At 49.8% G+C, this 18,060-nt stretch carries 17 protein-coding genes and 1 pseudogene; 3 read left to right on the top strand and 15 right to left on the bottom strand.

What is annotated here, in order from left to right; genetic code table 11:
- From BLO51_RS29870 to rlmH, 5 genes and pseudogenes are all read right to left on the bottom strand, one after another.
- Positions 1-200: pseudogene (locus BLO51_RS29870) on the bottom strand (IS1634 family transposase); the annotation flags it as partial.
- A gap of 825 nt (positions 201-1,025) precedes the next feature.
- Entirely contained in the window at positions 1,026-1,517 is a 492-nt protein-coding gene (locus tag BLO51_RS21630; RefSeq protein ID WP_090675149.1) for a hypothetical protein, read from the bottom strand.
- A 321-nt stretch (positions 1,518-1,838) separates the two neighbouring features.
- A complete protein-coding gene (locus BLO51_RS21625) occupies positions 1,839-3,119 on the bottom strand; it encodes a hypothetical protein (RefSeq protein ID WP_090675146.1) in 1,281 nt (426 codons plus the stop codon).
- Between the two features lie 220 nt (positions 3,120-3,339).
- On the bottom strand, positions 3,340-4,257 hold the full coding sequence (locus BLO51_RS21620; protein WP_217266768.1) for a hypothetical protein: 918 nt from the start codon (positions 4,255-4,257) through the stop codon (positions 3,340-3,342).
- A 163-nt stretch (positions 4,258-4,420) separates the two neighbouring features.
- Positions 4,421-4,900: a 23S rRNA (pseudouridine(1915)-N(3))-methyltransferase RlmH gene (gene rlmH / locus BLO51_RS21615; RefSeq protein WP_090675142.1), complete on the bottom strand. Its 480-nt coding sequence runs from the start codon at positions 4,898-4,900 to the stop codon at positions 4,421-4,423.
- A gap of 200 nt (positions 4,901-5,100) precedes the next feature.
- Here rlmH and BLO51_RS21610 point away from each other — a divergent pair, with 200 nt between their 5' ends.
- Complete coding sequence (locus BLO51_RS21610; protein WP_090675141.1) at positions 5,101-5,814, top strand: hypothetical protein; 714 nt, start codon at positions 5,101-5,103, stop codon at positions 5,812-5,814.
- A gap of 103 nt (positions 5,815-5,917) precedes the next feature.
- Here the strand turns inward: BLO51_RS21610 and BLO51_RS21605 are convergent, their stop codons facing one another.
- Both BLO51_RS21605 and BLO51_RS21600 read right to left on the bottom strand, forming a co-directional pair.
- A complete protein-coding gene (locus BLO51_RS21605; RefSeq protein ID WP_010501530.1) occupies positions 5,918-6,085 on the bottom strand; it encodes a CxxH/CxxC protein in 168 nt (55 codons plus the stop codon).
- Positions 6,086-6,222: 137 nt separating this feature from the next.
- Positions 6,223-7,443: a S1C family serine protease gene (locus BLO51_RS21600; protein WP_245719763.1), complete on the bottom strand. Its 1,221-nt coding sequence runs from the start codon at positions 7,441-7,443 to the stop codon at positions 6,223-6,225.
- Positions 7,444-7,618: 175 nt separating this feature from the next.
- Here BLO51_RS21600 and BLO51_RS21595 point away from each other — a divergent pair, with 175 nt between their 5' ends.
- Positions 7,619-7,834, top strand: coding sequence for a hypothetical protein (locus BLO51_RS21595; protein WP_090675138.1), 216 nt, complete (start codon positions 7,619-7,621; stop codon positions 7,832-7,834).
- Here BLO51_RS21595 and BLO51_RS21590 read toward each other — a convergent pair.
- The 6 genes from BLO51_RS21590 to BLO51_RS21565 form a co-directional block, all read right to left on the bottom strand.
- A complete protein-coding gene (locus tag BLO51_RS21590) occupies positions 7,831-8,634 on the bottom strand; it encodes an MBL fold metallo-hydrolase (protein WP_090675136.1) in 804 nt (267 codons plus the stop codon). The genes BLO51_RS21595 and BLO51_RS21590 overlap by 4 nt on opposite strands.
- A 20-nt stretch (positions 8,635-8,654) precedes the next feature.
- Positions 8,655-9,401 (bottom strand): two-component system regulatory protein YycI, encoded by a 747-nt coding sequence (gene yycI / locus BLO51_RS21585; protein ID WP_090675135.1) that lies wholly within the window; start codon positions 9,399-9,401, stop codon positions 8,655-8,657.
- Positions 9,402-9,414: 13 nt separating this feature from the next.
- Positions 9,415-10,698: a YycH family regulatory protein gene (locus BLO51_RS21580; RefSeq protein ID WP_090675133.1), complete on the bottom strand. Its 1,284-nt coding sequence runs from the start codon at positions 10,696-10,698 to the stop codon at positions 9,415-9,417.
- Complete coding sequence (gene walK, locus BLO51_RS21575; RefSeq protein WP_090675131.1) at positions 10,695-12,533, bottom strand: cell wall metabolism sensor histidine kinase WalK; 1,839 nt, start codon at positions 12,531-12,533, stop codon at positions 10,695-10,697. Before walK ends, BLO51_RS21580 begins: the two co-directional genes overlap by 4 nt.
- Positions 12,534-12,548: 15 nt before the next feature.
- The gene (gene yycF, locus BLO51_RS21570) at positions 12,549-13,286 is read right to left on the bottom strand and encodes a response regulator YycF (protein WP_090675157.1); all 738 of its coding nucleotides are present in this window, start codon (positions 13,284-13,286) and stop codon (positions 12,549-12,551) included.
- A gap of 190 nt (positions 13,287-13,476) precedes the next feature.
- Positions 13,477-15,048, bottom strand: a complete 1,572-nt coding sequence (locus BLO51_RS21565; RefSeq protein ID WP_090675129.1) for a M23 family metallopeptidase — start codon at positions 15,046-15,048, stop codon at positions 13,477-13,479.
- A gap of 309 nt (positions 15,049-15,357) precedes the next feature.
- Here BLO51_RS21565 and BLO51_RS21560 point away from each other — a divergent pair, with 309 nt between their 5' ends.
- Positions 15,358-15,621, top strand: a complete 264-nt coding sequence (locus BLO51_RS21560; protein WP_090675127.1) for a hypothetical protein — start codon at positions 15,358-15,360, stop codon at positions 15,619-15,621.
- A gap of 40 nt (positions 15,622-15,661) precedes the next feature.
- Here BLO51_RS21560 and BLO51_RS21555 read toward each other — a convergent pair whose 3' ends face one another.
- Complete coding sequence (locus BLO51_RS21555; protein WP_090675155.1) at positions 15,662-16,357, bottom strand: hypothetical protein; 696 nt, start codon at positions 16,355-16,357, stop codon at positions 15,662-15,664.
- 166 nt (positions 16,358-16,523) lie between these two features.
- A complete protein-coding gene (locus BLO51_RS21550) occupies positions 16,524-17,807 on the bottom strand; it encodes an adenylosuccinate synthase (RefSeq protein ID WP_090675125.1) in 1,284 nt (427 codons plus the stop codon).
- Positions 17,808-18,060: the final 253 nt, after the last annotated feature.

Genomic DNA, 18,060 nt, shown 5'->3' with positions numbered 1-18,060 from the left:
CCGCGCTTCTTGGCAGGGGCGCCAGACTCCGTCTCTCTCCGATACGCTCGGGTGGGCACGATCTCTCCCGTCTTTGGATCGACTCTCCCGATGAGCGTCCGCTTTGCACGAGACTGCTGTTTTTCCTTATCCCAGTAGGGCTCGTTGTTGTAGGCATAGGTAATGCCTGTCTTTTTATTGGTTTGATAAATGATCGCCATAATGAACACCAACCTCGTTATACATTATATAATATGTAACGAGGTAAAATCAACCATTTTCGGCTAAATGCCTTGTCCCTATGCTATTTTTTCATTCATCATCGTTATACAATCCGGGAACTCAGGTTGTATGGGGAGCCTACCGAGCGATCAGAAGTCACGACCGACATAAAGATACATGAGACGCATTTGGAAGCAATTATGAAAACGCCAGAGTTTGAGGTAATTAAAAACAGATTGGCTGAACAAATGAATAGGGAAAATGAGGAGAACTAGCGGGAAGCAATGGGAGAACGCCTTTGATGGACGTTCTCCTTTGTCCTGGCTTGGTGGAGCGTGTGAGGGGCTGTGAACTTATCAAGGGAGTTTTACACTATCCACTCCATCTACGCATTACTACCATTGATTCATAAAATTCTTTCTGTTAATTATACATAAATCTCTAATAACAAAGTAAGAAGCAAAAACTTTGTCTATCTCTTTTTCAAATTCATCAATTGTTGAAAGAAAGCTCGGTGGTCGCTCCATAATGAAAAACAAAAGGAAATAACTAAAACTTTCGATTTGAAGAAATATCATGATTAAATGTTTGTTCGTTTCTGAACTAATTCCTCCAAGGACGGACTTTTCGTACATTTTATTAGGTTTTAACGATGGTAACAGAAGAGAATTGCGAGAGGCAATAATTGAAGAGTGAACTGAATTAGAAAAGAAATTTTTAAGTTCTTTTTTGTTCTTTAGATATGATTGTTTAAAGTTATGATCTACGTCACATTCTTCAAATAATTCTTTTATCTTAGAATTAATTTTCCCGTAAGCAATATTTTATTTCCAAAATTTATCTTGATAATAATTATTATCTAATACTTCATAAAGCCGGGTTGAAAAGTCCCTATCAAACAAAGCTACAAGAATAATATCTATTGTTTCAATAATCGATCTTGATATTATTCTTGCTGGCTCTTCAAATCCACTTAAAACTAGCCTTCGAATTGATACCAAAAGATTACATAACCGAGAGATGTAAATAGTAAACACAACCGATTCTTTTTTATCAATCTCATTGTTCATTTTTGTGTTATTTATAAACGCTAATTCATAAACACAATGTATAAATTGAATCCCTTCATCGAAAATCTTCAAATAGTAATCGTGCTCATTTAGTATTGAATTCTCTATGTAATCTTCTATAATAGAAATTTTCGATACAATTGGTTCTCTTTCTATTTTACTTTTTGTAAAAGCCCCCATTGAATGCTTTTCCCAAAGTCTATTGATCTTATAATCAATTGAAATTTTCCTCCGGGTAAATTTCATAGAATTGTTCCTCCACTTTGCATAGGTTTTACATGTCTAAATTATCTTTGAATATTGATAGGAGGAACAGGGCGAATGTATGGCGAACCGAACTTTTCACTTGTTTTTCGCCGTCACCGATGGTTACTGTCCTCCGCGCTGTCTGTAACGGTAAGTTTCTTCTATCACAGCAAAAAGGCTCACTATTCAAGATCAAGGTGGGCCATTTTCAAAATTTTTGCGGGCATGTTGAACCCCTGTCTACAATCGGACAGGGGTCCACGGATGGGCAAATCCACTATTCACCGCCGCGTGACGCTAACTGCGTACAGTACTTATAACTTATAAACCCATTATTTCTGTCAACTTTTTAAATTCTCTTTCGATAACTTGCGGAAGGCTATCTTTGTTACGCTCATATGTTGCTGCCCTACGGGTAAGTGCTTCTTCCGTAAAGTAAGTTTCAACATTGTAGTTATGAGCGTCAAAATATTCTTGAGTAATGATTTTAGTAAATGGAACAAAAAAGTCATTTGACTTACTGTACATAATTCCTTTGACTTTAAAAAGTCGTAGTAACTCTCTTAAGTTTTGATCATTACTTAGAAAAAATGGAATGAAATAACGTCCATTTCCACCGTGTAACAGCTGTCGCTCCATAATCCTAGGTACAGAGAAATCCCAGGCTATATTTTCAATAAATTGAAGCACCTTTTTGGGGCTCATTCCTTTATTGATTTTATTAAGCATTTTAACATCGTTTTGTGTAGTGAAATACTTATGAGCAATAACAAACTCTCTATCAAAATATATACCAACAATATTAGTTGCAAACTCAAAGAGCTTCTGAACTTTCTTGTGTACAGTTGTTTTTGATTCGAACTTAATCTGCATTACCCCTATTATGAATAGTACCATATACCTCTGTATTCTTAAGTAATAATCCATCCCTTCTTGTGCATAAGCAGAATTAAAAATTCCATTAAAGATTTGATCGGCTTGCAATTGTGCTTCATTTTCTGTAATCCCATATTGCAACTTTCCTGTTTTAATATATTCTTCTCTATTAATACTCTTGAAAAGTTCGAGGCTAACCAAATTAAGGTATAACTTGGCCTTTTTTTCTCTTTTGGTCTTTTCATCCTCACCTTCTATATTTACAAACGAATTTTTATAGTTTTCTATCATATAAAAAATATGATCATAATTAAAACTATTCCTAATGAGCAGGTCAATTGTAGTAAATATCTCATTATTTAAAGTAGAATAATCCCTACTTACAAAATTATGTATATAGCTAGCATAATTTGTGTCCAGCATTATTGAGTAGTCAAGACCAAATGTGGTGTCCTTTTCCCCGTTTTTAACAGTTTCAATCAATAACTCGTCATCAATAAAGTATAGCTTGTCCGTCTCAAAGTAAGGAATGAAGTGGCTATCGATATTGTTGATTAATTTATTCAACTCAGTAGGGTATACACTTTTGTGATAGTTGTCTAAAGAGATAATTGATGACTTATCTTCCGTTGACTCCCCCATCATTACCCAAGCTTCAACAACTTCACTTGCATTTGTCGCAATAGAAAGACTGTATAGCCCTTGTTTAATACGTTCATTATCCATTCGGTTACGCTCCTTAACAGTTAGCTTAGTGCCTTAACAGGTAACAAATCATAATGCCTACATTCGCTAAAATGTTGCCCTGTTCGCAGGGTTGTCTGCCCGATTCCGCTTCCCCGAACTGTAGCGGGCAGACCAAGGCAGCGTCAACGACCACTGCGTGAATACGGTGTTATAGGATGGCCAGCCTTTCTTGAGTTGCTGTACACTTCATATATTAGTTCTATCCAATAAAAACTTTCCCGTCTACTTTCCATTCCATCTCTAATTTAGATAAGTCACCAACAAAAAAATTAATAGACCCATCTTTATTAAGTGTCAAATTTCTTGAATCAACTACTTCTGAGTATCTTTCAAAATAAGCTCTTTGTCCGTTAGAAAAATGCATAGCAAATCCATATAAGCCATCTGTCTCGTTAGTTAATAATTCAAACACTTCATATTGAGGAAGCCTTATGTATTTAGGGTGATTATTGAACCAAATGAGCCAGGATTTCCACGCCTGAAGGAGAACTTCGAAAAAAGCGAATGTCCTTGTTATTAATTCATTAATGTATTCTAGACTGACAGATGATGGTGGGCCTCCTTCTGTCCAGCGATATTCATCTGAAGTTATACAATAATCTGAATGAACAAATGAATTTCTAATTTGGTCATTATAAAACGAATCAAAAATTTCTTGAAACTTAAGATCGTTACTCTTTAAAGCTAATTCTTTAAGAATTTTCACTTTTGTATTTGCACTTGGAGGAATGTAGTAAAGAGGCTCACGTTTTTTTTGTTTTTGACTTTCAATAAAAGGTTTTATAACAAAGTCTTGTCCACTACAACATCTTATTAAATTTGCAAAGAGTTCGTGGATAGCAGTTATTTCAATTGCCTGACAGTACATTAATAGGCCAACCCGAAAAGGTGCTTTCCCTTCAAGAGTATCTGAAAAATCTAAAAACTTATTATAATCTTCAAAAGCATCTAGTATTTCAGAAAAGGGATCCCAATGCCCGTATTGTACTCCAGACACTCTCAGTAAAGTGTAAATAAAATCAATTGGTCTAGTATTCCATGCTTTTGAAAATAACTCCATCAAATATTCTCTATACTCTTCTCGGTATGCTTCCTGTTTGGTTGTCATTTTTTTCATTCCTTTATGCTTTGCTGGCTTTCCTATAACATCATGTTTACGAAGATATAGCCTGCATGAAGCCTGTTAGCCTTATCTCTATGTGAATTATCTTCCATCACAACGGATAGGAACAGGGCAAATATATGGCGAGACGAACTTTTTAACTCCTAATTTTTCGCCGTCACTTATGATAAGGTTCCCCCCGTATAATCTTAAACGCCCGGTACACCTGCTCCACCAGCACCAGCCGCATGAGCTGGTGTGGCAGCGTCATGCGCCCGAACGAGAGCTTAAGGTCCGCGCGCGCAAGCACTTCGGGAGCGAGGCCGAGCGAGCCCCCGATAACAAAAGCCATGTGGCTGCGCCCGTACGTGGCAAGGTCTTGCACCTGCCGCGCGAGCTCCTCGCTCGACAGCGGCTTCCCGTCGATGGCAAGCGCCACCACGTAGGCATCGGCGGGAAGCTTCGCGAGAATGCGCTCGCCCTCGCGCTGCCTCACCTGCACCTCCTCCGCGGCGCTCATGGATTCCGGCGCCTTCTCGTCCGGCACCTCGACGATCTGTACCTTGGCGTAAGGCCCCAAGCGCTTGACGTACTCGGCGATCCCCTGCACCAGATAAGTCTCCTTCAATTTACCTACTGCGATAATCTGAATGTTCATCCGCTCTTGCTCTTCCTCTCTCGTTTAACCTTTATATGTCCTGTTCGGGGTGCCTTGAATTTTTATGTCAGGTTACATCACAATATATGTAATCAGATAAAGTCACTCCACAAATTCCCTTCCAAACCCATATTGCCTCCTAGAGAGATATGGTATTATGTAAATTGTACCATATTATTCCTTTAAAGAAGGTGAAAGCAATGGCCCATAACCATATACCAGCCATTCTAGCTGCTTCTTTAGCAGCTCTAACCCTCGCTGCTTCCCAAGTTGCTTCAGCGCCAAACTTGAGAAATGAATCGGTCTCCAGCGCACAAGTAGCCACCCCAACCGCACCTGTTGTTGTCGGCAAGCCCCAAGGTCAGGCTAACCTTACCGTAAGCTTTGTTGATGTGGCATTGAAGCAGAACCGGAATACGATTCTTACTCCACAAGGTAATCTAACGGAGCAATATGCCTATTCGACGTACTCCGTTCCTTATAAAGTTATTGAAGACGGCAATGACAATGTAGGGCTAGGGCCAAGAGAACAAGATTCCTTCTTGTGCAGCGCTCCAAAAGGCGGGACTAGTACCATTGTAAATCCGGTTGAGGTTCGCGCCAACGTCCAGATCCAATCTTACGTCGGGATGGAACTAAGAAAACTCATCCATCTCATATGGACTAATCAGGAAGACGGTTCATTCAAGCACGTCTATTCAAAAACAAAAGTATATCCTGCACCGGAATCCGCACCTTACCATCGTGATTACTACCGCGCTATCCAGTATGATTTAGGAACAACGATTGTGAATAGAACCGACGTTTACCATGTATATAGCGGAAATAACCACTTGTATGCTACCTCCTACACCAGCCAACAAAAGATCTACGCAAAAATTCCAAAAGCAATTGAATACGCTAAAGACTTCTAAAAGCCACGGAAACTACACTCACGACCAGCCACAAAAAAGGAAGGCCGCATCTAGCCAGCCCTCCCACAATCACTTTATCTTGTTCACCATCACCGCCAAACTCCTACACAACCAAGAACCGCCCCGGCTCGGCACACCGTTCGCAATGCGGAGGCGGGTCCCAGCCCGTAAACTTCACTTCCTCTAAGTCCACAATGTCTGGCGCATCCTCGTATTCATCCACGAACATATCAATGGCCAGCTCCAGATGCTCTTTACAAACTACGTGCATAAGATAAGACCCCTTTTTCTTTTAACCCTAATAAAATCGCACACCGTTTCGCTCCGATTCGGCCCCTGCATTCATTGTTCCCCAAACGCAGCCATGACTTGCAGCATTCCCTAACAACCGCGCCTACCAAAGTCACATTAGCGGTCCTTCAACTCAGCCAACGTGACTTGAACCGTGTTCTTCTTCGCTCCCCGATAATACGTGACGGCGAGCTTTTCCCCGATCTTTTTATGCCCGTAAATGTATTTGCGCAGCGCCAGCGTACCGTCGACCGGCTTGCCGTCCAGCTCCACGATCACGTCGCTAGTTTTCAGCCCCGCGTCCTTACCCGGACCGATAGCGTCAATCACCAGGACACCTTTCTTGACGTCCGACGGCAGCTTCAAGCTTTCGATGCCCGCATACGACTGCAAATCCTGCGTCACCACGCCGATGTAAGGACGCTTGATTTTATGGTCCTTGATCAGCGTCTCGATAATCGATCGCGCCTGATTGATCGGAATCGCGAAGCCGAGTCCCTCTACACCCATATCCGCGACCTTGAGCGTGTTGATGCCGACGACCTTGCCGTCCAGATTCACAAGGGCGCCGCCGCTGTTCCCTTGATTGATGGCCGCATCCGTCTGGATGACCTCCATCTCCCAGTCGAACTCGCCTTCGCGGCCGAGCGATACGGGAATCGTCCGCTTGGGCCAGCTGATAATGCCCCGGGTCACCGTTGGCGCATACCCGAGTCCGAGCGGATTGCCTACGGCCAACGCCGTCTCTCCCGGCTTGAGCGCATCTGAATCGCCGAATTCGGCGATCTGCTTGATCCCGCTTCCGTCAATCTCCAGTACGGCCAAATCCGTAATCTGATCGCGCCCGATCAACGTCGCCTTACGACGCTCGCCGGTGAACGTGGTGACGTCCAACTGCTGGTACCCTTCCACGACATGGTTGTTTGTCACAATGCGTACCTGATCCCCCGACCGGGCAAAAATAACGCCCGAACCAAGACCCACCGCGCCACCGCGCGCGTTTTCCTTCTCTCCCTCCCGACGGGAGCCGATAATGCTCACAATCGTCGGCGATACCTTCGCTGCCGCGCCTACCACCGTATCGCTCATCAGCCGCTCGGCATCGATCCCTCCGCCGGTCGCCGCTCCCGGAGCGGCCATCACCGCTGCCGCCTGCGGCATCGAATCATGCCCTGTCTCCCGGTCGAACAGCATAAACAAGGCCGCCGTTACAACGGCGCCGCCTACGGCCGGGAGCAACCACGTCGGCAGCCTCACACCGGGCCGGCCGGACGGCAAGCGCCAAGTCTCCCTTCGGGGTGCCCTCGTCGAATAAAAATCGTCGTCAAACAAACTCACCGCTGCCGCCCCCTGTTCCATCCCGCTCCGCACCCCATCCGAGGCCGAAAAATCTGCTGTATCCATTGTACCTTAAAATCTGTCAATCTCAAAAACTAAAAAAGAGGAATGATTTCCCTAAAGCTAGACTAGAATAAGAACATAGCCTGCACCCGATCAAGGAAGGATGATGGAGATGTCGAACCGCCGCATATCGTCCCATCTGGATGAAATCGCTTGGATCGCCAAGCTTGCGGACCTCAAGGAAGACCATTACCGGAACTCCCTTTTACTGGGGGCCATTCTCGAACTGCTGCTGGAAAAAGGGCTGCTCACCCCACAAGAATTAGCCGCCAAAATCCACACGCTGGAGGCGTCTGACCAGTCCATACTCCCGACCGGCAACGGCTAATCGTCCTTCAACACGTCCCACTCCGTCGACCGGTCATGATACGTGTCCTTTAGCTTGGCACGATGATCGTCCGGCGCGAGCCGCTCCTCTACCATACTATTCACGGCCAGCCTGGCCAAATCCATCAGGTTGTGGTCCCGGCTGAGATGCGCGAGATACACCCGCTTCGTCTTCGCCGTCATCACATCGACGAGGCCGATCCCGGCCGCTTCGTTGGACAAGTGGCCGACATCGCTCAAGATGCGCCGCTTGATATTCCACGGATACCGGCCCATCCGCAGCATCTCGATATCGTGGTTGGACTCCAGGACGAGCACGTCGCTGTCCTGAATTTTCTCCTTCACCTTGGAGCTCATGTAACCGAGATCCGTCGCGACGCTCAGCTTTTCTTCCTCGTGATAAAAGCAGTAGCCGACCGGCTCGGCCGCATCGTGCGAAATGCCGTACGACTCCACCTGCAGCGAGCCAAATTCGAGCATTTCCCCCGTCTTCATCACGCAGCGGTTCTCCTCCGCAATCTCGCCGATTTGCCGGTCGAGCTCCGCCCATGTCTTCTCATTGGCATAGACGGGCAAATCGTACTTGCGCGCAACCGCGCCCAGCCCTTTAATATGATCGGCATGCTCGTGCGTTACCAGAATCGCGTCCAGCTCGCTGGCCGACATGCCCCGTTCCTTCAACAATTGATCGATCTTTTTCGCGCTAAGCCCGGCGTCGATCAGCACTTTGCCCTCTTCGGTCGCAACGACCGTGGCGTTGCCCGTCGAGCCGCTGCCCAGCACACAAAACCGTATCCCCATGTTCAAAACTCCTTAGCCGCTTACTTTTTGCTCTTCTGCGGCCCTTCCACCGCACCGTTCAAAGCATGAACGTAATACACGTCTCCGTCTGCATTCCCCAGCGACACCCGCCAGGAAGGCCACATATTCAACGTCTGCGAATTGTACACCTGTCCGTGATACCCGAGCTTTACGCTCGTAATAACCGCTCCCGACGGCAAATAGTTCTCGATCAGACTCCGCAAAGCGATGTAGGCGGTAATGACCTTCTGCTCCTTCTGCTGCCCGTCGGACTGCACTTCCACATAACCTTGCTGGTAGGAAGTGATTTGCCCGTTTTTCTCGAACAGTCTCAGCTGCACGTCGAACATCGGAAGCGTGCCGTACAGTTGGTGAAACACATAAGTACCGCCAAGACTCGTCATCGGATCGAACTGGTACGACTCGATCTTCGGAATCCCCGTTTTCGCCAGGAGCTCCCGGAACGAGCCCTTGCTGATCAACGGATCGAATTTGAACGGCGCCGCCAGCGGTACCGCCTTCTTCGGATTGAAGTTATCGTCGAACCGGACGACAATCTCCCGCAGCTTCGGCACATCCTTCGGAATATCCGGCGGCACCTGTATATTTTTACTCTTCGTCAGCCTTTGAATCTCCTCCGCCGCTCCGATCGCGTTCGCATCCAGATCGAGAAGGTCCGCACGGCTGGACCATAGCTGGATGCCGAGCACCACGTTCAGCAGCAGGAAGGACAATATCAATATCGTCTTGGCCCGTCCCCATTCCACGCCGGCATCCTCCTTAGTCCAAAAATTCGTACGTGCCGTCTTGCAGCTCGGCCACCCAAGCCGGAACAAGCATCATCGACTGCTCCGTCACGACCAAGCGGTAAGCCGGGAAGATCGAATACACCCGCGACTTGTTGGCGAACGCAGCTAGCTTCTGCTCCAGCGCTTCTCCGCCCGCCAATTGCACTTCGGTGCGGGCAGAGCTTCGCTGATCAGGGGTAAGCAGCGAACGCTCGTAGCTGGCTACAATACCTTTTTGCAGAGATATTTTCATAAAGCCCGTATTCTCGCTCCGCGTATTGATGACCGGGTACGAATTGTAGTACTGCCGGAACACATACTGCTGATTGCCCGGCAGCAGCCGTTGCGGCACCTTCTGCACCCCGTAATTGCCGTTCCATCCCCCATGCTGGTTGATAAACTGCACGGCCGACAACAAGCTCTCGCGTAAATCGACCTTATTGTTCTCCGACGCGGCCACCGGATCGGTATATGTCATCCAATGCTGCTCGTTTCTCAGCTTCAGCCCGCGTTTCCCGTCCGTGTAAATCTCCGAGGCGTCCCGCTCCGTCACATTGCGCGTCAGCGTCGGATCGACAAAAAACGTACGCTTCAATTGATCCGCCGTAAACTGCGTATAAGTCATCTTGAAGCTTGGGATCGTCAGCGGCTTCATTGGCAAATAATAGTCCCCGGCCATCGGCTTGTAAGGGGTGAACGTTTCATCCGCCTGTACGAACTTCTCGATGTCCTTCACCGTAAAGTCGGCCTTGATCGCTTCGTACACCGTATTCGCCGTATCCGTAAACAAAATCGCTCTAACCTCGTTCGCATCCTTGGCAAAAATCCAAATGCGCGTAATCAGGTCGTTCTCGCCCTGCAGGTCGCCCTTCAGCTGCATAACCTCCTGCAGAACGTTCATCGGCAGTCCGTCGCGGAACCGGATCTCGACCCCCTGCTGCATATTCCGCACATCGTCCCAGTTGATGTCGAGCGAAGTGACACTCGTCTTCCGGAATCCTTCCAAAAACCGCTGCTTCAAAATTTCCATCACTTCATTGTACTTCACCGTATTCGGGTAGAGCACTGTATGCAGCTGGTTGCCCAGATGCAGCACCAGCTGATCCGGAAACAGCATATCCTTCAAGGACGCACGGGTGCCGAGGATGTCGGTTTTCACGTATTCCTCCGGCTTGACCGGATCGTATTTCGGGTAACTGTAGGCCAGCAGGTAGCTTTGCAGCAGACTAAGCAGCACCAGCAGCGTCAGCGCGGCGGTTTTCAGCTTCTCGATCATACGGCCGCCTCCTCCTGTTGATACGGCAGCGTGAACTTTACCCGCGTCCCTTGCCCAAGCTCCGACTCTAATTGAATGGCGCCGCCATGCGCCTTCACTATTTCCCGGGCAATCGACAAGCCGAGACCCGTCCCGCCCATATTGCGGGAACGGGCTTTATCTACCCGGTAGAAGCGCTCAAAGATCCGGCTCAAATCTTTGCGCGGAATCCCGATGCCGTTATCCTGCACGGAAATCTCCAGCACGGAGGATTCTCTCCGGCCCGCGTGAATGCGGATATGTCCGCCCTCCGGCGTATATTTGATCGCATTAGAGACCAGGTTGTCGAGCACTTGATCGATCCGGTCGCGATCCAGCATAATTTCGTCCACGTGCTTCTCGACGTCGATTTCGATGGCGATCATGCGCTGCTCCAATTGAAAGGAGAAGCGGTCCGCCACTTCCTCGAGCATCTCGGTCACATCCGTCGTTACCTTGCTGAGAATCGCCTGCTTCGAATCGAGCCGGGACAGCTGCAGCAGGTCCGTAACGAGCCGGATCATCCGCTCCGTTTCGTTCCTTGCGACATTGACGAACTTGCCTGCAAGCTGTGGCTCCTCCAAGGCTCCGTCCTCCAGCGCTTCGAGATAGCTCTTAATCGTCGTAAGCGGCGTCCGCAGCTCGTGCGATACGTTCGCTACGAATTCCCGGCGCGCTTGATCGAGCTTCTCCTGGCCGGTGACATCCTGCAGTACCGCAATCGTCCCCGTAGAGCCCTTGCTGTGAATCGTCGTATACGTCACTTTGACGAAAAGCGGATCTTCCTCGGCCTCATGGTACAGATGCAGCATCGTCGAATGATCCTCCGTGCCTTCCAGCACCTGCATCTTCTCCTGCGGCATTCCGAGCAGCTCGCCAAGCGGCATGCCTAGCGTCGTATCCTCGTTGACCTGCAGAATCTGCTTCGCCCGCCGGTTGATCACCATGATGCGCCCATGGTCGTCTGTGGCGATCAGCCCGTCGTTCATGTTGGACAAGATTGAAGCGAGCTTTTCCTTCTCCTCTTCGTTGAGCGATAACGCCTCGCGAAGCCGCTCCATCATGAAATTGAACGTATTGCCGAGCTGACCGATCTCGTCTTCGCCTACCACCCGGATTTTTTCCTCGTATTCGTACCGGCCTTCGGCTACGGCCGTAGCCTGCCTCGTAATGGCCTTGATCGGATTTGTAATCGTTGACGACAAAATCACACCGAGACCCGCCGTAAGCGCGAGCGCGATTAACGTGCCGGAGATAAAGAAGTTGTTGATCTGGGTCAGCGTTTTGTAGACATCGTCCATCGAAGCAATGATGTATACCGCGCCGAGCACCTTGACGCCCGAGCCGATCGGCTTGGCGATAATGATTTTGCGGACGCCGTCGAAATCGGTGAACAGACGCTGGTTATCCTTAATCCCCTGCAGCGCCCGCGTCACTTCGGTCTGCGTATTTTTGCTGTTCACGACCGATTGGTTCGTCGGCCTTGTCGTCGTGAGCACGGCACCGTTCGCATCGATGATCTGAATTTCCGCTTTGCTCGTCGCGAAGAGGCCGTTTACAAAATCGTTCAGATCGGCATACGATTTCTTGGCCGTATCCGAGTTTTTATTTTCCTGATTTTCCGTCAGGTACGTCTCCGCATACTGCGCGAGCAGCTGCGCCTGCGAGTTCCGGTTCTCGATAAACTCGTTTTTGAGCGACGTTTCCAGCGTCTTAATAAAATAAACCCCGATAAGCTGGAGCGCGACCAAAATCATCAGCAAATAAATAATAATCAGCTTGGCTTGAATCGATTGGAAAAAACGGATCGGTTTCATCGGCTCGGCCTCTGCCTAGTAGCCGCCGGCGCTTGCTTTTGAATTGCGCATCATGTATCCAAGTCCGCGCCGGGTAATAATGTACTCCGGACGGCTCGGATCGTCCTCCAGCTTCTCGCGCAGCCTGCGGATAGTCACGTCGACCGTCCGCACATCGCCGAAATACTCGAAGCCCCATACCGCTTGAAGCAGATGCTCCCGCGTCATGACTTTGCCGCTGTTCTTGGCCATGTACTGCACAAGCTCGAATTCCCGGTGCGTCAGATCGAGCGGAACGTCGTCCTTATACACGACATACATGTCCGTATCGATAAACAAGCTCTGAATGCGTAGCCCTTGCCGGGCTTCCTCTTCGTTCGGCTGCGCCTGCGATGCCGACGGCATCCCCGACTTCGTATGACGGCGCAGATGCGCCTTCACCCGGGCCAACAGCTCGCGCGTGCCGAACGGCTTCGTCACGTAATCGTCGGCTCCAAGCTCCAACCCGAGCACCTTGTCGATTTCGTTATCCTTGGCTGTCAGCATGATGATCGGCGTGTTCAGCTTCGCCCGTACCTCCCGGCAGACGTCCATACCGTCCTTGATCGGCAGCATCAGGTCGAGCAGAATCAGGTCCGGCTCTTCGGAATAGGCAAGATCCACGGCCGCTGCACCGTCATAGGCACAGATGACCTCGTGGCCTTCTTTTTCCAGGTTGAATTTTAATATATCGGCAATCGGCTGTTCATCGTCGACGACGAGAATTTTGGCCATGCTTCGTTCACCGCCTGTCAGAGACTCGCGTTGCATCCGTACTGCGCTCCTTACTTCGCGCCGCCGAATGTCAACGATATCCTATCCATGGTAAGCTATCCTATAATTTTACCACATCCTGAAGCAAAAAGAGACACGGAAGCCCAGGTTTCCTGTGACTTCCATGCCCCTCTCTATCTCTCCAGCCTTCTTATTGGTTCAAATACTTGAGCGGATTTTCCGGCGTTTCGTTCTTCTGCACCTCAAAGTGCAGATGCACGCCCGTTGAATTTCCGGTGCTGCCCATATAGCCGATCTTCTCGCCCTTCTCGACGATCTTGCCGACGCTTGTATTGATCTGGCTTAAATGGCCGTACAGCGTTTGGTAGCCGTTCATATGGTCGACGATGATGCAGTTGCCGTACCCGCTTTTCTCGCCGGCAAATACGACTTTGCCGTTATCCGACGCCATGATGTTGCGGTTGCCCGTCAAATCGACACCCTTATGGAACGCGCCCCAACGGGTACCGAACGTGCTTGAAATGGATGCCGACACTACCGGCCAAGCGAATTTGCCCGTTCCTTCGCCTTTGATCACTTTGGTGCCTTTCTTCACGACGGCCTTAAGCGGCTGTTGAACGATCTCTTCGCTTAAGACCGTCTCCGCCTCGAGCAGGCCGTTTACTTTCGTAAGCTGAAAGGTCATTTTCTTGAGACCGTTCTTACCGGGACTTAATTCCTCGGACTCGCCGAGACGCATGTTGTCGTCCTGCTTCACTTCGGTCTCGTAAGCGATCTCTTGATTTTCCACCACTTTCTCAACCGTCCGCACGGCAAGCGTCGGCTTCAGAACCGTCAAGTCAAGCTGCTGGCCAACCTTGATCATATCGTCGGTGATCGTGGGATTGTTCTGATAAATGACCTGCTTCGGAATATTCAGCTTCTGTGCGATACACGAGACGCAATCGCCCTTCTCCACCGTATACTTCGTCGGCTGAACATCGCCGGTCTCCAGCTTTTTGCGTAGGTCCTCCGGATTCGCCAGCTGCTTCGGCTCGATCTTGACTTCCTGAAGATCGACCTTTTGCACGAAGTCCGCTTTTTGCAGCTCCGTTTGCACCGGCGTAACGGCTGCGGGCGATGCCGACAAGATGCCTACGCGCCCCGACGTCTTTTTCGTTTGCATCGATGCGACGGCATTGTTCTTGATTTGCTCCAGCACCGTCTTCGCCGCCGCTTCGTCCTTTACGATCCCCATCGGCTTGCCATCCACCAGAAGCTGCAGGCCGACCGGGTACGAGGAGAAATAGCCGCCCAGCTCATCAAGCACGGCTTGATCCTGGGTATTGTGGCTGAAAACCCTTTCAGGGGTTAATTCGAGCTTCGGTTCCGTTACGATCATCCGAAGATCGGACTCGCTCTTGGACAACTGTTCCCGCTTCTTTTGTTTATATTCCTCGACCTTGGAAGGATCGGATACGATCCCGACCAAGTCTCCGTTCGCATATACCCGATAATAATCGGTCATATTGGCTTCCACCAATTGATGTCCGCCAACAACAACCGCCGCCATCAAACCCAACGCGGAGACCGATTTGATAACCATCCATTTATGTATAATGATTCGGTTTTTTATCCGTTCAAGCGCTGTCGCTCCCGGTACTTCCGACACCGCCGCTGGCTTTACACTTCCATTCAAGCTATTCGACCGATCCGCAGACCTTGGAGTGCGAAGCTTGTCCAACAGGCCTTTGAGTCGATCCGCTCCTTTGAAAAATTTCATTTTCTTCTCCTTTTAAGCCGTTTTTTGCCGCATTCGAACCTCAGCTTCCCCCGGCCTTAAGACCGACGGATGCGATGCTTTTCCTGATGACACGTTTCTTTTCTCTAAGTCTATAGTCTCATGTTGTTTGGTCGTATGTTCTCAGGTTCGCTTACGATGTGCACATAAAAACACTAAAAAAAGGGACAATAACCCAAAGGGTTTAAAAACCACTTTATAAATTTACCACATTAACTTTGCCCATTTCAACAAAATCGTATCTTATCCCACATTTCAGCGGAGAAATTGACAGGAGTGTGAAGACATTCGATGGAAAATTTTATGGCGGCTTTCCGAAGCGAACATGACCTGCAGCAAGCCGTGGATGCGCTGCGCAAGCAGGGCGTCGTCGATCTCCAGATCGAGCCGGGGGTAGAGCCGCATCAGCCGATGCCAACATCCCTTCTGGGCGGCGGGCTATCGCATTTGTCAATAGCCGAAAGTCCCGGCTGCTTGCTGCAGGTCGTTGTCGAATCATCGCGGATTCGACAAGCCGAAGACACGGTGACCCGCTACGGGGGGGCCATTGAATAAAGGTAAACTGAACGAGAAAAAAATAAACGCCCTGCGCGCGTCAGGGCGTTTCCTTTTGAATTAAGCCTAGCAACTGCTTGTACTCGTCGGGCTTCAACGATTTTTGGAGAAGCCGCTCGATCTCCTTCAGCTCGGCGGCCGTAATGCCGTCTTCCATCAACTTGGATATCGTCTGCATGTCCTCCTGCGGTACGCGGGAGACCATCAAGGAAAAGATTTTCGCCTTGTCCGCTTCGGACAGCTGCTCCTTCTTCTTCCTCACTTCCTCGCTTGAGACCACGATCCTCTGTTCCTGCACCGTGAGACTGTCCTGCTTGCTGCTCGCCTTCCCGGATTGGCGGCTCCAGACGGCCACCGCATCCTCCGGCACCCTGTAAGGGTCGTCGTTCGCCTTGCCGCTGCCCGGCGCCGTCGTTTTGCCGTCCGTCTGCGTGCGTTCTTTCATGCCGGTTTCCGAGGAGGAAGGCGTATTGCCGGCCGGAGGCACGGACACCGCCAAGTCTTTAGGCTTTGCAGGCACGCCGCTTCCGCTCCCCGCGCCAAGCCCCAGCTGCGCCGTGAACCGGCTCATGAAGGCGCCCCATTCGATCTTTTGACCCGCCGGACGTGGAATATGATACTGGTCGAGCAATAAGTCCACATACGTATTGGCAGCGGCGAACGTCAGCGCCACACAGCAAAGCGAAGTAACCGCCGCACTGACCGCCAGCTTGCCGATCCCTATCAGCCATTTCATCCCGGACATCCCCCATCTTGCCTTCTGCTACTCTATTCACAGTATTGACCTTTTTCTGGGAAACCAACCGGGGGACGCCGGGGAAAAATGCAACTGCGTGCATGAAAAACCCCTCGCAACCGTCATTTAAGGACGGTTCGAGGGGCTGCCTATTTCATCTTCCGAATTAATAAATCGGCTTCACCAGATTCGTCTGCTCGCGGTTGCGGCCAACCGAGAAGATCGCGATCGGAATGCCTGTCAACTCGGATACGCGCTCGACGTAACGTCTGGCGTTCTCCGGCAGATCCTCAAGCTTGCGGACACCGGACAAGTCTTCGCTCCAGCCCGGAAGCTCTTCGTACACCGGCTGGCACTCGGCCAACATTTTCAGGCTTGCCGGGTAATGGCTGATCGTTTCGCCGCGATACGTATACGCGTTGCAGATTTTGACCGTTTCCAGACCGGCGAGCACGTCGAGCGAGTTCAAGGACAAGCCCGTGATGCCGCTCACCCGGCGGGCGTGACGGACGACGACACTGTCGAACCAGCCGACGCGGCGCGGTCTGCCGGTGACCGTGCCGTACTCGTTGCCGCGCTCGCGAATCCAGTCGCCGGTTTCGTTCATCAGTTCAGTCGGGAATGGACCGTCGCCTACGCGCGTCGTATACGATTTGGCAACGCCGATGATTTGCTGAATTTTCGAAGGACCGACGCCCGAACCGATGCAGACGCCGCCCGCCGAAGGGTTCGACGAAGTAACGAACGGATACGTGCCTTGGTCGATGTCGAGCATGACGCCCTGCGCCCCTTCGAACAGCACCTTCTTACCGGTGTCGATCAGGTCGTTCAAGACGACCGACGTATCGGTAACGTATAGACGAAGCTGCTCGGCATATCCGAGGTATTCCTGAATGATCGAGTCGGCGTCGATCCCTTTGGAGCCGTACACTTGCTCGATCAGCGTGTTCTTCTCGGCGACGAGGCGGCGCACTTTGCTCTCGAATTCTTCCGCATCCATCAGATCGGCGATCCGAATGCCGTTGCGCGCCGCTTTGTCCATGTAGCAAGGACCGATCCCTTTGCGGGTCGTACCGATTTTGTTATCGCCTTTGCGCTCTTCTTCTAGACCGTCGAGCAGCAAATGATACGGCATGATGACATGCGCGCGATCGCTGATGCGCAGGTTGTTCGTGGAGAAGCCGTTCTCGTGAATATAGCGGATTTCTTCAAGCAACGCACCCGGATTAATGACCATCCCGTTGCCGATGACGCATACTTTATCTTCATAAAAAATGCCGGAAGGAATCATCGTCAGCTTATACTTTTTATCGTTAATGAGAATGGTGTGTCCAGCGTTGTTCCCGCCCTGATAGCGAGCGACAACCTCAGCGGACTCTGCCAGAAAATCGGTAATCTTTCCTTTTCCTTCGTCTCCCCATTGGGTTCCGACAACCACTACCGTTGACATCTTCACTACCCCCGTGAGGTGGGAAACCACCTAATATTAGCCTTTATGGTGCAACGCACCATGAATAGTTTAGCAGTTGACTAGAGCAAAGTCAATAAAAGCGAACAATTATAATCTATTGCCCAGCATTGTTCGGAAAACATTCTCGATATCCGCGCCAACGCAAAAAAAACGGCACCTGCGCGTATTCTACCGCAGGATGCCGTCCTTTATGCTATCCTAAACCAATTTCCGCAAAAAAATGTTCCTCATG

Origin of the sequence: Paenibacillus tianmuensis (assembly GCF_900100345.1) — a bacterium.
In the GTDB taxonomy this organism is placed as follows: domain Bacteria; phylum Bacillota; class Bacilli; order Paenibacillales; family NBRC-103111; genus Paenibacillus_G; species Paenibacillus_G tianmuensis.
The sequence above is the reverse complement of the archived record's forward strand: the minus strand, read 5'-3'. Positions and strand labels throughout refer to the sequence as shown.

Coding starts and splice junctions, on each gene's coding strand:
- BLO51_RS21630 (WP_090675149.1), bottom strand. CDS start 1,517: ATGAAATTTACCCGGAGGAAAATTTCAATTGATTATAAGATCAATAGA.
- BLO51_RS21625 (WP_090675146.1), bottom strand. CDS start 3,119: ATGGATAATGAACGTATTAAACAAGGGCTATACAGTCTTTCTATTGCG.
- BLO51_RS21620 (WP_217266768.1), bottom strand. CDS start 4,257: ATGAAAAAAATGACAACCAAACAGGAAGCATACCGAGAAGAGTATAGA.
- rlmH (WP_090675142.1), bottom strand. CDS start 4,900: ATGAACATTCAGATTATCGCAGTAGGTAAATTGAAGGAGACTTATCTG.
- BLO51_RS21610 (WP_090675141.1), top strand. CDS start 5,101: ATGGCCCATAACCATATACCAGCCATTCTAGCTGCTTCTTTAGCAGCT.
- BLO51_RS21605 (WP_010501530.1), bottom strand. CDS start 6,085: ATGCACGTAGTTTGTAAAGAGCATCTGGAGCTGGCCATTGATATGTTC.
- BLO51_RS21595 (WP_090675138.1), top strand. CDS start 7,619: ATGTCGAACCGCCGCATATCGTCCCATCTGGATGAAATCGCTTGGATC.
- BLO51_RS21590 (WP_090675136.1), bottom strand. CDS start 8,634: ATGGGGATACGGTTTTGTGTGCTGGGCAGCGGCTCGACGGGCAACGCC.
- BLO51_RS21580 (WP_090675133.1), bottom strand. CDS start 10,698: ATGATCGAGAAGCTGAAAACCGCCGCGCTGACGCTGCTGGTGCTGCTT.
- walK (WP_090675131.1), bottom strand. CDS start 12,533: ATGAAACCGATCCGTTTTTTCCAATCGATTCAAGCCAAGCTGATTATT.
- yycF (WP_090675157.1), bottom strand. CDS start 13,286: ATGGCCAAAATTCTCGTCGTCGACGATGAACAGCCGATTGCCGATATA.
- BLO51_RS21565 (WP_090675129.1), bottom strand. CDS start 15,048: ATGAAATTTTTCAAAGGAGCGGATCGACTCAAAGGCCTGTTGGACAAG.
- BLO51_RS21560 (WP_090675127.1), top strand. CDS start 15,358: ATGGAAAATTTTATGGCGGCTTTCCGAAGCGAACATGACCTGCAGCAA.
- BLO51_RS21555 (WP_090675155.1), bottom strand. CDS start 16,357: ATGAAATGGCTGATAGGGATCGGCAAGCTGGCGGTCAGTGCGGCGGTT.
- BLO51_RS21550 (WP_090675125.1), bottom strand. CDS start 17,807: ATGTCAACGGTAGTGGTTGTCGGAACCCAATGGGGAGACGAAGGAAAA.